The sequence below is a fragment of the Streptomyces sp. CMB-StM0423 genome (assembly GCF_002847285.1).
In the GTDB taxonomy this organism is placed as follows: Bacteria; Actinomycetota; Actinomycetes; order Streptomycetales; family Streptomycetaceae; genus Streptomyces.
Window position 1 is genome coordinate 6,976,963 of sequence record NZ_CP025407.1, and the last position, 15,057, is coordinate 6,992,019.

General features: G+C 71.1%; 11 protein-coding genes. 7 read left to right on the forward strand and 4 right to left on the reverse strand.

From position 1 onward, the window contains the following. Window positions 1–60: 60 nt before the first annotated feature. Together CXR04_RS30360 and CXR04_RS30365 are read right to left on the reverse strand one after the other, a co-directional pair. Entirely contained in the window at window positions 61–858 is a 798-nt protein-coding gene (locus tag CXR04_RS30360; RefSeq protein ID WP_101425408.1) for an MIP/aquaporin family protein, read from the reverse strand. Window positions 859–1,047: 189 nt separating this feature from the next. After that, entirely contained in the window at window positions 1,048–1,812 is a 765-nt protein-coding gene (locus CXR04_RS30365; protein ID WP_101425409.1) for an IclR family transcriptional regulator, read from the reverse strand. Between the two features lie 257 nt (window positions 1,813–2,069). On the opposite strand from CXR04_RS30365, the gene metH reads away from it, so the two are divergent. The 4 genes from metH (at window position 2,070) to CXR04_RS30385 (ending at window position 10,116) form a co-directional block, all read left to right on the forward strand. Then, window positions 2,070–5,609, forward strand: coding sequence for a methionine synthase (gene metH / locus CXR04_RS30370; protein ID WP_101425410.1), 3,540 nt, complete (start codon window positions 2,070–2,072; stop codon window positions 5,607–5,609). Window positions 5,610–5,772: 163 nt separating this feature from the next. Continuing rightward, window positions 5,773–6,507, forward strand: a complete 735-nt coding sequence (locus CXR04_RS30375) for an HAD family hydrolase (protein WP_101425411.1) — start codon at window positions 5,773–5,775, stop codon at window positions 6,505–6,507. Between the two features lie 340 nt (window positions 6,508–6,847). Continuing rightward, entirely contained in the window at window positions 6,848–8,452 is a 1,605-nt protein-coding gene (locus CXR04_RS30380) for an ABC transporter substrate-binding protein (RefSeq protein WP_199850561.1), read from the forward strand. Between the two features lie 59 nt (window positions 8,453–8,511). After that, window positions 8,512–10,116 carry an ABC transporter substrate-binding protein gene (locus tag CXR04_RS30385; RefSeq protein WP_101425413.1) on the forward strand — a complete coding sequence of 535 codons (1,605 nt, stop codon included), beginning with the start codon at window positions 8,512–8,514 and terminating at the stop codon, window positions 10,114–10,116. A 67-nt stretch (window positions 10,117–10,183) separates the two neighbouring features. On the opposite strand, the gene CXR04_RS30390 is transcribed toward CXR04_RS30385, so the two are convergent. Next, window positions 10,184–10,855 (reverse strand): response regulator, encoded by a 672-nt coding sequence (locus CXR04_RS30390; RefSeq protein ID WP_018836882.1) that lies wholly within the window; start codon window positions 10,853–10,855, stop codon window positions 10,184–10,186. A 32-nt stretch (window positions 10,856–10,887) separates the two neighbouring features. After that, entirely contained in the window at window positions 10,888–11,949 is a 1,062-nt protein-coding gene (locus CXR04_RS30395; RefSeq protein WP_101425414.1) for a RecB family exonuclease, read from the reverse strand. A 154-nt stretch (window positions 11,950–12,103) separates the two neighbouring features. On the opposite strand from CXR04_RS30395, the gene CXR04_RS30400 reads away from it, so the two are divergent. From CXR04_RS30400 to CXR04_RS30410, 3 genes are all read left to right on the forward strand, one after another. Further along, the gene (locus CXR04_RS30400) at window positions 12,104–13,222 is read left to right on the forward strand and encodes a site-2 protease family protein (protein WP_234380836.1); all 1,119 of its coding nucleotides are present in this window, start codon (window positions 12,104–12,106) and stop codon (window positions 13,220–13,222) included. Between the two features lie 26 nt (window positions 13,223–13,248). Beyond that, window positions 13,249–14,154, forward strand: coding sequence for a tRNA (adenine-N1)-methyltransferase (locus CXR04_RS30405; protein ID WP_101425416.1), 906 nt, complete (start codon window positions 13,249–13,251; stop codon window positions 14,152–14,154). Window positions 14,155–14,253: 99 nt separating this feature from the next. After that, a complete protein-coding gene (locus CXR04_RS30410; protein WP_101425417.1) occupies window positions 14,254–14,829 on the forward strand; it encodes a hypothetical protein in 576 nt (191 codons plus the stop codon). Window positions 14,830–15,057: the final 228 nt, after the last annotated feature.

The following is a 15,057-nucleotide window of genomic DNA, read 5'->3' on the forward strand; positions in this document are numbered from 1 at the left end:
GGCGTGGGTCGAGGTGGTGGCCTGCGCCGTCCCGCCCGGCGGGCGGGCGGGACGTCCGGCTCAGGTGAAGACGGCTTGGTAGAGACCGCCGGCGGCGGCGCCGCCGATCAGCGGGCCGACGACGGGGATCCACGCGTAGGTCCAGTCGGAGCCGCCCTTGTTGGGCAGCGGCAGGAGGGCGTGGACGATGCGCGGCCCGAGGTCGCGCGCGGGGTTGATGGCGTAACCCGTGGGGCCACCGAGGGAGAGACCGATGCTGACCACGACCAGCGCGGTGATCAGCACGCCGAGCGTGCCGAGCCCGTTGCCTTCGGCGTTGAGACCCTGGGTGAGGATCGCGATGACCAGGACGAAGGTGGCGATGACCTCGGTCATCACGTTCTGCACGACGTTGCGGATCTCGGGGCCGGTGGAGAAGACGCCGAGCACCGGGCCCGCGCCCTTCTCATGGGCCTCGATGGCCTTCTGGTCCGCGTTCTCCAGATGACCGATGACGTCCTTGTCGGTCAGGTGGTGGTGGAACTGGCCGTAGTAGGCGAGCCACACGAACGCGGCGCCGATCATGGCGCCGAGCAGTTCGGAGACGAGGTAAAGCGGGACATCACTCCAGGGGGTGTCGCCCTTGATGGCGAGCCCGAGCGTCACCGCGGGGTTCAGATGGGCGCCGGAGACACCGGCCACCGCGTAGGCGCCGGTGAGGACCGCAAGACCCCAGCCGAGGGAGACCGCGACCCAGCCTGCCTGGTGGGCCTTGGACTTCTTGAAGGTGATGGCGGCGACCACGCCGCCACCGAGAACGATCAGCAAGGCAGTACCCACTACCTCGCCGGAGAATATGTCCCAATTGGACGGGTCCATCCTGCGACTCCTTTGTCCTGGGTGGTCCGTACAAGGAATCCGGTCGGCGCATAACACCCTACGTCATAATTGTCGTTAGGTGTTCGACAATGCCGACCGGTGCACGGCAGTGTTCCGCCACGTCACAGGCGCGTCAAGGCCCGGTGACGGGAAAACGGGGAATCGGCCAGTCGGAGGAGGCCCGCGCGGTCAGAAGCGCCCGGCGCCCAGGTCCCTGGCCACCGCCCGGGCGCAGTCGCGCACCGAGGCCACCAGTTCGGGCCGCAGCTCGCCGCCGGGGCAGATGCGCTCCACCGCCCCGGTGACGCCCACGGCGCCCACGGGCATGCCGCGGCGGTCGCGTACGGGAGCGGCGACGGCCGCGATCCCGTCCCAGGTCTCCTCGACGTCCGAGCCCCAGCCGCGGGCCCGGGTCAGCTCCAGGATCCGTTCGAAGTCCGCCGCCTCGGTGACCGTGGCGGGCGTGAGCGCCTTGCGGTCGCCCTCCGCGGCCTCGGCGTGCGCCACCGGGTCGACGGCGCACAGGACCTTGCCCAGCGCCGTGCTGTGCAGCGGCAGCATGGCGCCTATCTCCAGCACCTGCCGGCTGTCGTCGGGCCGGAAGACATGGTGGACGATGAGCACGCCCTGGTGGTGCAGCACGCCCAGGTGCACGCTCTCGCCGCTGGCCCTGGCCAGGTCGTCGGTCCAGGGCAGGGCGCGGGCGCGCAGCTCGTGCACGTCCAGGTAGCTGTTGCCCAGGCGGAGCAGTTCGGCGCCGAGCTGGTACCGCCCGGAGACCGGGTCCTGCTCGACGAAGCCCTCCTGCTGCAGCGTGCGCAGGATGCCGTGCGCCGTGCCCTTGGCCAGGCCCAGCGTCGAGGCGACGTCGGACAGGCCCAGGCGCCGCTCTCCTCCGGCCAGCAGGCGCAGCACCGCAGCCGCTCGCTCGAGCGACTGGATGTTCCGTGCCACGGAAGATCCTCCTCAACGAGACCGGCAGTTCGACAATGCTGAACAGTATCGGTCATTGTCCCGCCGCAGGGGGGCGGTCGGGGAGACCCCGGACGTGCCGATCGTGCCCGAGTCTGCCGGAAAACCCCGCAAACCTGCACCGTCCGGGTCGTGGGACAGCCCGCGCCGTACCGGCTCCGGCCGATACCCTTGGCCCGTGCACCGGCCCCCGCGGGCCGCGCATAGCCGACAGCCGTCGCACACGAGGGAGTATCCCCATGGCCTCGCAGCCGTCCCAGCCCGCCGCCAGCCAGCAGACCCGCGCCGACGCGTTGCGCGCGGCCCTCGCCACCCGAGTGGTGGTGGCCGACGGCGCCATGGGCACGATGCTCCAGGCGCAGGAGCCGACGCTCGACGACTTCCAGCAGTTGGAAGGCTGCAACGAGATCCTCAACGTCACCCGCCCCGACATCGTGCGCTCCGTGCACGACGAGTACTTCGCGGCCGGCGTCGACTGCGTGGAGACCAACACCTTCGGCGCCAACCACGCGGCCCTCGGCGAGTACGACATCGCCGACCGGATCTTCGAGCTCTCCGAGTCCGGCGTACGCATCGCCCGCGAGTCCGCCGACGCGCACACCGCGGGCGACGGCCGGCAGCGCTGGGTCCTCGGCTCCATGGGCCCGGGCACCAAACTGCCGACCCTCGGCCACATCGGGTACGGCACCCTGCGCGACGCGTACCAGCAGAACGCCGAGGGCATGATCGCCGGCGGCGCCGACGCGCTGCTCGTCGAGACCACCCAGGACCTGCTGCAGACCAAGTCCGCCGTCCTCGGCGCCCGCCGGGCGCTGGCGGCCACCGGCGTGGACCTGCCGCTGATCTGCTCGGTGACCGTCGAGACCACCGGCGCCATGCTCCTCGGCAGCGAGATCGGCGCCGCGCTCACCGCGCTGGAGCCGCTGGGCATCGACATGATCGGGCTGAACTGCGCCACCGGGCCGGCCGAGATGAGCGAGCACCTGCGCTACCTCGCCCGCCACTCCCGGGTGCCGCTGTCCTGCATGCCCAACGCCGGCCTCCCGGTGCTCGGCAAGGACGGCGCCCACTACCCGCTGACCCCGGGCGAACTGGCCGACGCCCAGGAGACGTTCGTGCGCGAGTACGGGCTGTCCCTGGTCGGCGGCTGCTGCGGCACCACCCCGGAGCACCTGCGGCAGCTCACCGAGCGGGTACGGGACCTGCAGCCGGTCGAGCGCACGCCCCGGCCCGAGCCGGGGGCCGCGTCGCTGTACCAGACGGTGCCGTTCCGGCAGGACACCTCGTACCTGGCGATCGGCGAGCGCACCAACGCCAACGGCTCGAAGAAGTTCCGTACCGCCATGCTCGAAGGCCGCTGGGACGACTGCGTGGAGATGGCCCGCGACCAGATCCGCGAGGGCGCCCACATGCTCGACCTCTGCGTCGACTACGTCGGCCGCGACGGCGCCGCCGACATGGCAGAACTCGCGGGCCGGTTCGCCACCGCCTCCACCCTGCCCATCGTGCTGGACTCCACCGAGATCGACGTGATCCGCGCCGGCCTGGAGAAGCTGGGTGGCCGGGCCGTCATCAACTCCGTCAACTACGAGGACGGCGACGGCCCCGAGTCCCGCTTCGCCCGCGTCGCCACCCTCGCCCGCGAGCACGGTGCCGCGCTGATGGCGCTGACCATCGACGAGGAGGGCCAGGCCCGTACCTCCGAGCACAAGGTCGCCATCGCCGAGCGGCTGATCGACGACCTGACCGGCAACTGGGGCATCCACGAGTCCGACATCCTCATCGACTGCCTGACGTTCACCATCTGCACCGGCCAGGAGGAGTCCCGCGGCGACGGCGCCGCCACCATCGAGGCGATCCGCGAGCTCAAGCGCCGCCACCCCGACGTGCAGACCACGCTCGGCCTGTCGAACATCTCCTTCGGCCTCAACCCGGCCGCCCGGGTCGTGCTCAACTCCGTCTTCCTCGACGAGTGCGTGAAGGCCGGCCTCGACTCGGCGATCGTGCACGCCAGCAAGATCCTGCCGATCGCCCGGCTGGAGGAGGAGCAGGTGCAGGTCTGCCTGGACCTGATCCACGACCGGCGCCGCCCGGCCGAGGGCGACGAGCCCGCGTACGACCCGCTGCAGCGCCTGCTGGAGCTGTTCGAGGGCGTCGACACCAAGTCGATGAAGGCCGGCAGGGCCGAGGAACTGGCCGCGCTGCCGCTGGAGGAGCGGCTGAAGCGGCGGATCATCGACGGCGAGAAGAACGGCCTGGAGGCCGACCTGGACGCCGCGCTCGCCGAGCGGCCGGCGCTGGAGATCGTCAACGAGACCCTGCTGGACGGCATGAAGGTCGTCGGCGAGCTGTTCGGCTCCGGCCAGATGCAGCTCCCGTTCGTGCTCCAGTCCGCCGAGGTGATGAAGACCGCGGTGGCCTATCTGGAGCCGCACATGGAGAAGGTCGAGGACGGCGCAGGCGGCTCGGGCAAGGGCACGATCGTGCTGGCCACCGTGCGCGGCGACGTCCACGACATCGGCAAGAACCTCGTCGACATCATCCTGTCCAACAACGGCTACAACGTGGTCAACCTCGGTATCAAGCAGCCCGTATCGGCGATCCTGGAGGCCGCGGAGGAGCACGCCGCCGACGTGATCGGGATGTCCGGGCTGCTGGTGAAGTCCACGGTGATCATGAAGGAGAACCTGGAGGAGCTGAACCAGCGCCGGCTGGCCTCCCGGTACCCGGTGATCCTCGGCGGCGCCGCGCTCACCCGCGCGTACGTCGAGCAGGACCTGCACGAGGTCTACGAGGGCGAGGTCCGCTACGCCCGCGACGCCTTCGAGGGGCTGCGGCTCATGGACGCCCTCATCGGCGTCAAGCGCGGCGTCCCCGGCGCCGAGCTCCCCGAGCTGCGCCCCCGGCGGGTACGCGCCGCCACCCCCGCGCCCGCCGCCGGGGAAGAGGACGCCCCCGCCCGCTCCGACGTGGCCACCGACAACCCCGTGCCCACCCCGCCGTTCTGGGGCACCCGGGTCGTCAAGGGCATCCAGCAGGCCGACTACGCCTCCTGGCTGGACGAGGGCGCGCTCTTCAAGGGCCAGTGGGGGCTGAAGGCGCCGCGCGGCGGCGGCCCGTCGTACGAGGACCTGGTCGCCACCGAGGGCCGGCCGCGGCTGCGCGGCCTGCTGGACCGGCTGCAGACCGGCAACCTGCTGGAGGCGGCCGTCGTCTACGGCTACTTCCCCTGCGTCTCCAAGGGCGACGACCTGATCGTCCTCGGCGACGACGGCGCCGAGCGCACCCGCTTCACCTTCCCGCGGCAGCGGCGCGGCCGGCGGCTCTGCCTGGCGGACTTCTTCCGGCCGGAGGAGTCCGGCGAGACGGACGTCGTCGGCTTCCAGATCGTCACCGTCGGCTCGAAGATCGGCGAGGCCACCGCGGAGCTGTTCGCCGCCGACTCCTACCGCGAGTACCTGGAGCTGCACGGGCTCTCCGTACAGCTCGCCGAGGCGCTGGCGGAGTACTGGCACGCGCGGGTGCGGGCCGAGCTGGGCTACGCCGGCGAGGACCCGGCGGAGATCGAGGACATGTTCGCGCTGAAGTACCGCGGCGCCCGGTTCTCCCTCGGCTACGGCGCGTGCCCGGACCTGGAGGACCGGGCGAAGATCGCCGAGCTGCTGGGGCCGGAGCGGATCGGGGTGAAGCTCTCCGAGGAGTTCCAGTTGCACCCGGAGCAGTCCACGGACGCCATCGTCATCCACCACCCCGAGGCGAAGTACTTCAACGCCCGCTGAGCGCCGCCGGCGCCGGGCCGTACCCGCGCCCCGGCATCGTCGTAAAGCGCCCCGAACGGGCTCCCGGGGTGCTTTCCGGACAGTCGGCTTATACTGGTCGGTCCGGAACAGGCCGGTCGCTTCTGGCGGCCGGCCTTTGCGCCCCTTAGAGGGAGGTGAGCGGATGACCAGCAGCATTCCCGCCGAAGGCACCCGAACGGCTCAGGGCACGGCCCCGGCCCACCGGGTGCGGTCCATCCGCGGTACGACGCCGCAGGCCGTACTGCTCGACATGGACGGCACCCTGGTCGACACCGAGGGCTTCTGGTGGGCCGCCGAGGTCTCGGTCTTCGCCGAGTTCGGCCACGAGCTGACCGAGGAGCAGCGCCAGGTCGTCGTCGGCGGCCCGATGTCGCGCAGCGCCGCGTACCTCATCGCCACCACCGGCGCCGACATCGGCCTGCCGGAGCTGACGGTGCGGCTCAACACCCGCTTCGAGGAGCTGGTCGACGGCGACGTGCCGCTCATGCCCGGCGCCCGTCGGCTGCTCACCGAACTCGCCGCGCACGACGTGCCCACGGCCCTCGTCTCCGCCTCCCACCGGCGCATCATCGACCGGGTGCTGCGCTCGCTCGGGCACGAGTTCCACCTCTCCGTGGCCGGCGACGAGATCCCGCGTACGAAGCCGCACCCCGACCCGTACCTGCACGCCGCGGCCGCCCTCGGGGCCGACCCGCGGCACTGCGCGGTGATCGAGGACACCATGACGGGCGTGACGGCGGCGGAGGCGGCCGGGTGCGCCGTCGTGGCGGTGCCGTCGGTGGCGCCCATCGAGCCTGCGCCGGGACGGCACCTCGTGCGTTCCCTCACGGAAGTCGATCTCCCCTTTCTCCGCTCCGTAGTCGAGCGCCTCCACTGAGAAAGCGGTGGGGAAACTCCGCGCAGTGGTTCATGTATTTTGCGTGACGAAAGCCGTTACCCCATTGCCGCTACGGGGCGCGGATTCGACAGGGTGAGCTTTCTCACGCGCACAGCTCTCGACAGGGGTACGGAGCTGTGCTTGGCGGGTCGTGAGGGCCTCCCGAGGTGCCTCCATGTGCCCGGTTTGATGGAGGTTCGCGGCCATTGTTCCCGCGTCCGGTTATCGGAAAGACGCCGGGCGTAATCGGCATGTGATTCCTTCTCAACTTCCCTGCCACCCAGCCCGGCTGGGTGCTCCGGCTAATCTCTCCGGGGACGCCTGAGGGAGAAAGTCGACCATGATTCGTAAGTCGTTGGTGCTGCCCGCGCTGCTGGGTGTGCTCGCCCCGGTCGTCACCTCCTGCGGCGTGGTGGGCGACTCCGGCGGGGACGACGACGCGATCGTGGTGGGTACGACCGACAGGCTGGAGCTTACGAAGGAGAACCCGGCTCCGCTCGACCCCGCCACGGCGTACGACATCAACTCCTGGAACGTCCTGCAGAACACCTTCCAGACACTGATGCGGATGCCGCGTACGGGCTCGGAGCCCGAGCCGGACGCCGCCGAGCAGTGCGTCTTCGCCGACCGGCTCAGCGAGCAGTACCGCTGCACGCTCCGCGACGGCCTGACGTTCACCAACGGCCACGACCTCACCGCCGAGGACGTCAAGTTCTCCGTCGAGCGGATGCTGAAGATCAAGAACCCCAACGGCCCGTTCCCGCTGCTCGCCAACGTCGACACGGTGGAGACTCCGGACGAGCTGACCGTGGTCTTCCACCTCAAGACGCCCGACGCGACGTTCCCCCTCAAGCTCGCCACCCCCGCCGCGGCCATCGTCGACAGCGAGGTCTACGAGAAGGACAAGCTCTACGAGGGCTTCGAGATCGCCGGCTCCGGCCCGTACAGCCTGAAGGTGGAGCACGACGACGACGTCGCCACCAAGGCCGTCTACACCGGCAACGGCGACTACAAGGGCGAGGTCGAGCCGCAGAACGACGCGGTCGAGGTCCGCTACTTCGACACCTCCAAGAGCATGGAGGACGCCATCGCCGGCGGCGACATCGACGTGATGGGCCGCAGCCTGAAGCCCGGGCAGATCAACCGCCTCGACGAGGGCGCCGACGGCGACGTCAGCCTCTTCGAGACGCCGGGCGCGGAGATCGCCTACCTCGTCTTCGACGTCGAGAACCCGACCGTGAAGGACCGGGCCGTACGCCAGGCAGCGGCCGAGGTGATCGACAGGACGAAGCTCGCACGCGACGTCTACCAGCGCACCGTCGACCCGCTGTACGCGATGATCCCGCGCGGCATCATCGGCCACAACACCGCGTTCCACGACGCCTACGGCGACCGTCCGGACGCCGACGGCGCCCGCGAACTGCTGCGGGAGGCGGGCGTCGACACGCCCGTGAAGCTGACCCTGAACTACTCCACCGACCACTACGGCGAGACGACGAAGGCCGAGTTCGAGGAGCTGCGCGACCAGCTCAACAGGTCCGGCCTGTTCGACGCCGACATCAAGGGCGACACCTGGGAGACGTACAAGAAGAACTACGCGGAGAATCGGTACGCCGTCTACGGCCTGCACTGGTATCCCGACTTCCCCGACCCCGACACGTTCACCGGGCCGTTCGTCGGCGAGGAGAACTTCACCTTCAACAACTACGACAGCTCCGTCATCGAGGACCTGATCCCGCGGACCCGCCAGGAAGCACAGCGGGAGCGCACGACGGACAGCTTCGAGCGGATACAGGACGTCCTCGCCAGTGACGTCCCGTACCTCCCGCTCTGGCAGGGCAAGCAGTACATCGCGGCGCGCGACACCGTCACGGGGGCGGAGTGGGCGCTCAACTCGTCGTCGACGCTGCAGCTCTGGGAGCTGCGGCGCGGGCTGAGCGAGTAGGGGCCTCCGGCGGTGCCGCGCCGGGCAGAGAACCGACCCGAGTGAAGGAACCCACACACGTGAAGAAGGCTGTCCAGCGGCTCGCCCCACCCCTCGGCGCCGCCATGGCCACCGTGCTGCTCGCCGCCGGCTGCGGCTCGGACTCCGGATCGGGGGCCGGCTCCGGCGACGCGGTCGTGATGGGGATGACCGACGAGGTCACCGCCATCGACCCCGCGGCGGGCTACGACCCCGGCTCCTGGCTGGTGTTCAACAACGTCTTCCAGTCCCTGCTGAGCTTCCCCAAGGGGTCCACGGAGCCCGAACCCGAGGCGGCGAAGGAGTGCACCTTCGAGGACGCCGACAGCCGCATCTACACCTGCAAGCTGCAGGACGGGCTGAAGTTCTCCAACGGCTCCGAACTCACCTCCGAGGACGTGAAGTTCTCCTTCGAGCGCACCATCGGCATCGACGACCCCGCGGGACCCGCCGTCATGCTCGACTCGATCGGCAGGATCGAGACGCCCGACGAGCTGACCGTGACGTTCCGGCTGGACTACCCCGACGCGACCTTCCCCATGAAGATCGCCTCCGGTGCCGGCTCGATCGTCGACAGCGAGTCCTACCCGAAGGGCAAGCTGCGCGACGACGACAAGGCGATCGGTTCCGGCCCGTACAAGCTGGACGACTACCAGGAGGACAAGGAGGCCAAGTTCTCCGTCAACTCCGGCTACAAGGGCACCGCCAAGGTGCAGAACTCCGGGATGACGCTGAAGCTCTACGGCGACGACTCCGGCGGCGACGACAAGCTGAAGGAGGACCTGGAGAGCGGCGACATCGACCTGGCCTACCGCGGCCTGGCGATGAAGGACATCGCCGAGCTGCAGGACCAGGCAGGCGCCGGCCAGAAGATCCAGCTCGTCGAGGGCACCAGCGCCGAGGTGCAGCACCTGGTCTTCAACATGAACGACCCGGTCGCGGGCAACCCCGCCGTGCGCAAGGCGTTCGCGTACCTCATCGACCGCAACGCGCTCGTCCGCGAGGTCTACGAGGGCACCGCCGAGGAGCTGTACTCGATCGTCCCGGCCGGCATCACCGGCCACAACACCGCCTTCTACGACACCTACGGCGATCGCCCCGACCCCTCCAGGGCCGAGCAGGCGCTGCGCGAGGCGGGCATCGACGAGAAGGTCCGCGTGACGCTGTACGCCACGCCCGAGCGCTACGGCCCCGGCACGGTGCCGTCCTTCGAGCTGATCGCCAAGCAGCTCAACGACAGCGGCCTGTTCCAGGCCGACGTGAAGTCCGTGCCGCTGGACGAGTTCGAGAAGGGCGTCGAGAAGGGCTCGTACGGCGTCTACGTCAAGGGCTGGGTGCCGGACTACCCGGACCCGGACAACTTCACCGCGCCGTTCTTCGGCGAGGGCAACGTGCTGGCCAACAACTACAACCCGGGCCGGATCACCAGCGAGCTGATACCGGCGGCCGCCGGGCAGTCGGAGCGTACGGCCACGGTGGACGCCTACGGCGAGCTGCAGGACATCGTCGCCGACCAACTGCCGGTGATACCGCTGTGGCAGGGCAAGCAGTACGCCGCCGCGCGGGAGAACATCCTCGGCCTGGAGTGGACGCTCGACGCCTCGACGGTCTTCCGCTTCTGGGAGATCTCGAAGGGCTCGGAGTGACCCGCCCGCGCTGACCCGGGGTACGCGGCCGGGAGCCCCGCGCAGGCAAGGGCTCCCGGTACGCGGCTCAGGACCCGCCCGGGCGCACCAGCCCGCTCTCGTACGCGTACACCGCGGCCTGCACCCGGTCGCGCAGGCTCAGCTTGGTCAGCACGTGGCCCACGTGGGTCTTCACGGTCGTCTCGCTCACGAACAGGTCGGCGGCGATCTCCGCGTTCGACAGTCCGCGGGCGACCAGCTTCAGCACCTCTACCTCGCGCTCGGTGAGCGTGTCCAGGGTGTCCGGCACGTCCTGCTCTCCCGTCGGCAGCTTGGTCGCGAACTTGTCGAGCAGCCGCTTGGTGATGCTCGGGGCCAGCATCGCGTCCCCGGCGGCCACCACGCGGATCGCCTGCACCAGCTCGCCGGCCGGCGCGTCCTTCAGCAGAAAGCCGCTGGCCCCCGCGCGCAGCGCCTCCACCACGTACTCGTCGAGGTCGAAGGTGGTCAGGACCAGCACCTTCGCGGGCCCGTCCCGGCCCGCGCCGGTGATCTGCCGGGTGGCCTCCACCCCGTCCATGCGCGGCATCCGGATGTCCATCAGCACCACGTCCGGCTGCAGCGCCCGGACCTGGTCGAGCGCCTGCAGCCCGTCGCCGGCCTCGCCGACCACGGCGATGTCCTGCTCTGCCTCCAGGATCATGCGGAAGCCGGTGCGCAGCAACGGCTGGTCGTCGACGAGCAGGACGCGGATGGCCACAGGGTCTCCTCTTCCTCGGCCGGACCGAACTGTCAGGCGGTGTCCATTCTGCCCTGCGCACCGTCCCCGTCCCCGGCCGGGCGGGGCTGCGGCAGCCCGAGATCGACGCCGGTCAGCGGATACGGGGGCGGGGTGCCGCCGAAGGCCGGGCAGGAGTCCTTGAAGTCGCACCAGCCGCACAGCCGGCCCGGCCGGGGCCGCCAGTCGCCGCTCTCCGTCGCCCGCCGGATCGCCTGCCACAGGGCGAGCACCTTGCGCTCCACGCCGCTCAGGTCGGCCTCGTCCGGGTCGTACGTCAGCACGTCGCCGCTGCCCAGGTAGACCAACTGCAGCCGGCGCGGGACACTGCCGCGCAGCCGCCACAGCACCAGCGCGTAGAACTTGATCTGGAAGAGGGCGTCCGCCGCGTACTCCGGCGGGGGCGCCTTGCCCGTCTTGTAGTCCACGACGCGGACCTCGCCCGTCGGCGCCACGTCCACCCGGTCGATGACGCCGCGCAGCTTCAGCCCGGAGGCCAGCACGGTCTCCACGAACAGCTCCCGCTCGGCGGGCTCCAGATGCGCCGGGTCCTCCAGCGTGAACCACCGCTCGACGAGCCGCTCGGCCCCGGCCAGCCACTCCGCCAGCCGCTCCGCGGCCCCGGCCGCGCCGGTCTCCCCGCCGTCCCCGGCCCCGCTCCCGGTCCCGTCCGCGGCCCCGTCCGCGCTCCCGGCCCTGGCCCCGGCCCCATCTTCGTCACCGTCCGTGAACAGCTCCGCCAGCTCCGGCCGGTCCGCGAGCAGCCGCTCCCAGGCCGGCGCCACCAGCGATCGCGCCCGCGGCGGCGTACGCTCGGCGGCAGGATCGTCGAACAGCCGCTCCAGGACCGCGTGCACCAGGGTCCCGCGGGCCGCGGAGGCGCGCGGCTTCTCCGGCAGCCTGTCGATCACCCGGAAGCGGTACATCAGCGGGCAGGTCATGAAGTCCGCCGCGCGGGAGGGAGACAGCGCCTGGGGCGGCGCCGGGGCCCGCGGCGCGTCCGGCCCGCCGTCCCCCTCGGGCGGCGGCGGTACGGGGTCCGCGGGGTGGTTCCCGGTGTCGGTGCGGGTACTCATGGTGTACGACCCTAGGGCCCGGGACCGACATCCGGCGGCATACGATGCAGGCCGGACCGGCGGGCAGGAAGACGGGCACCGCGAGCGGGCAGGAGTGGAAGTCGTGAGCGAGGAGCGCAGGGGCGATCGGCCCGGCCGCGGCGGCGGCATCCTCATGGGCCGCCCCTTCGGCGTGCCCGTGTACGTCGCCCCGAGCTGGTTCCTCGTCGCCGCCCTCATCACCTGGGTCTTCGGCGGCCAGCTCGAACGGATCCTGCCCGAGCTCGGCGCCCTGCGGTACGTGATCGCGCTCTTCTTCGCCGTCGCGTTCTACGCCTCCGTGCTCGTCCACGAGCTGGCACACACCCGCGTCGCCCTGCACTACAAGCTGCCCGTACGCCGCATCCAGTTGCAGTTCTTCGGCGGCGTCTCGGAGATCGAGAAGGAGTCCGAGACGCCCGGCCGCGAGTTCTGGCTCGCCTTCGCCGGGCCGCTGCTCTCCCTGGTCCTCGCCGGCGGCTTCTACGGCGCCCTCCAGCTCGTCGAGGAGGACACCGTGCCCGCGGTGCTCCTCGCCGCCCTCACGATCTCCAACCTCATCGTGGCCATCTTCAACCTGCTGCCCGGCCTGCCGCTGGACGGCGGCCGGATGCTGCGCGCCGCCGTCTGGAAGGTCAGCGGCAAGCCCATGACCGGCACGGTCGTCGCCGCCTGGGTGGGCCGCGCGCTGGCCGTGGCCACGCTCATCGGCCTGCCGCTCTTCACCCACTCACGCGCCTCCGACCCCGGCAGCGTCGACACCGTCACCGACGCCCTGCTGGCCGCGATCCTCGCCGCGATCATCTGGACCGGCGCCGGGAACAGCCTGCGCATGGCCCGGCTGCGCGAGCGGCTGCCCGAGCTGCGCGCCCGCGCCCTCACCCGCCGGGCGGCCCCCGTCACCGCCGACACCCCGCTGTCCGAGGCGCTGCGCCGGGCCGAGGCAGCCGGCGCCCGCGCCCTGGTCGTCGTCGACGGCCGCGGGAATCCCACCGGCGTCGTACGCGGCTCGGCCATCGCCCAGACCCCCGCCCACCGCCGCCCCTGGGTGGCCGTCAGCTCGCTCTCCCAGGACCTCACGGACGAGATGAAGCTCTCCGCCGAGCTGACCGGCGAACAACTGCTGGAGCACCTGCGCGAGAGCCCCCACAGCGAGTACCTCGTGGTGGAGGAGACCGGCCACATCTACGGGGTCCTCGCCACCTCCGACGTCGAGCGCGCCTTCGTCGCCGCCATGGCCCGGCCGCAGTCCTGATCACCCCCGGCGGTAGGGTGAGCGGCATGTCCGAGCCGACCGGTGCCGCCCGCCGCCGCGGGCCCTTCCAGGTCGGGGACCAGGTACAGCTCACCGACCCCAAGGGCCGCCACTACACGTTCACGCTCGAAGCCGGGAAGTCCTTCCACACCCACAAGGGCTCCTTCCCGCACGACGAGCTGATCGACGCCCCCGAGGGAACCGTCGTGCGCACCACGGGCAACGTCCCGTATCTCGCGCTGCGCCCCCTGCTCCCCGACTACGTCCTGTCCATGCCGCGCGGAGCGGCCGTCGTCTACCCCAAGGACGCCGGCCAGATCCTCGCGTTCGCCGACGTCTTCCCGGGCGCGCGCGTGGTCGAGGCGGGCGTCGGCTCAGGGTCGCTGACCAGCTTCCTGCTGCGCGCCGTCGGCGACAGCGGCATGCTCCACTCGTACGAGCGCCGCGCGGACTTCGCCGACGTCGCCCGGCAGAACGTCGAGCGCTACTTCGGCGGCCCGCACCCCGCCTGGCAGCTCACCGTCGGCGACCTCCAGGACAACCTCTCCGACACCGACGTCGACCGCGTCATCCTGGACATGCTCGCGCCCTGGGAGTGCCTGGACGCGGTCGCCAAGGCCCTGGTGCCCGGCGGCATCGTCTGCGCGTACGTCGCCACCACCACCCAGCTCGCCCGCACCGTGGAGTCCATCCGCGAACACGGCAACTTCAACGAGCCGCAGGCGTGGGAGACGATGCTGCGCAACTGGCACGTGGAGGGCCTGGCCGTACGCCCGGACCACCGCATGATCGGCCACACCGGCTTCCTGCTCACCGCCCGCAGGCTCGCCGACGGCGTCGAGCCGCCGCTGCGCCGCCGCAGGCCCGCGAAGGGGGCGTACGGGGAGGATTACACCGGCCCCGGCGGCCAGCGGGCCGCCGCGGGGGACTGAAGGGGCACCGAAGCGGCAGGGGTCGTTCCGCGGGCGGCCGGTGTGTGACACCATGCTGGCCTCCCCACGGCCCTCCCAGCCCTCCCAGGAGCCTCACCCGTGCAGCCTCTGCCCGGCGCCGACCTCCCGCACACGCACCCGCGCGCGGTGCACTGGATCGCGACGGCGGCCGCCATGGCCGCCGTCATCGCCCTCGCGGCGCTCATCAAACCCCCGTCCGTCGCCGCCGGCAACGACGGCAAGGGCGACCACGGCGGCAGACCCGCCCCCGGGCCCGACGCGAGCGCCGCCCACTATCCGGTCGAATGCGCCGGCACCGAGCCCGAGGTCTTCAAGAAGGGCTCCGCCGACTTCGACGCCGACGGCCGCGCCGAGACCGTCGCCGTGGTGCGCTGCCGCGCCGCCGCCGGCACCCCGCCCAGCGGGATGTACGTCCTGTCCGCGACCGAGACCGGCCGGTCACCGCGCGTGACCGCAACTCTCGTCGATCCCGCCGAGGGCATGAGCGTCGGGGAATTCGCTGTCCGCGAAAACGAGATTTCGGCCACCCTCCTCGGCTACTCCTCGCCCGACGTCCCCCGCAGCAAGCCGGACAAGCAGCGCAACGTGACCTGGACGTGGGAGAACGACCGCTTCCGCCTCACCGCGGAGCCCGTTCCCGGCACCCAGGTCTGACCCCGCCGCGGCACCCCCTCCCACATCGCCTTCCCGCCGGTTCCCGGAACCGGAGGGGAGGCGTTCGCCGTTCCGCTGCAATTCCAGGCACCCTTGGCGGGTGTTGAGCGTTGTAGACGAAACAAATGGCTGCTTTCCGATGTTGCTGGATGGGTATTTGCCTGGCGTGAGGACGGGCGCACGGGTGAAGATCGGATGCACCCCGACCGTCTTTGTGATCTAGGGGTT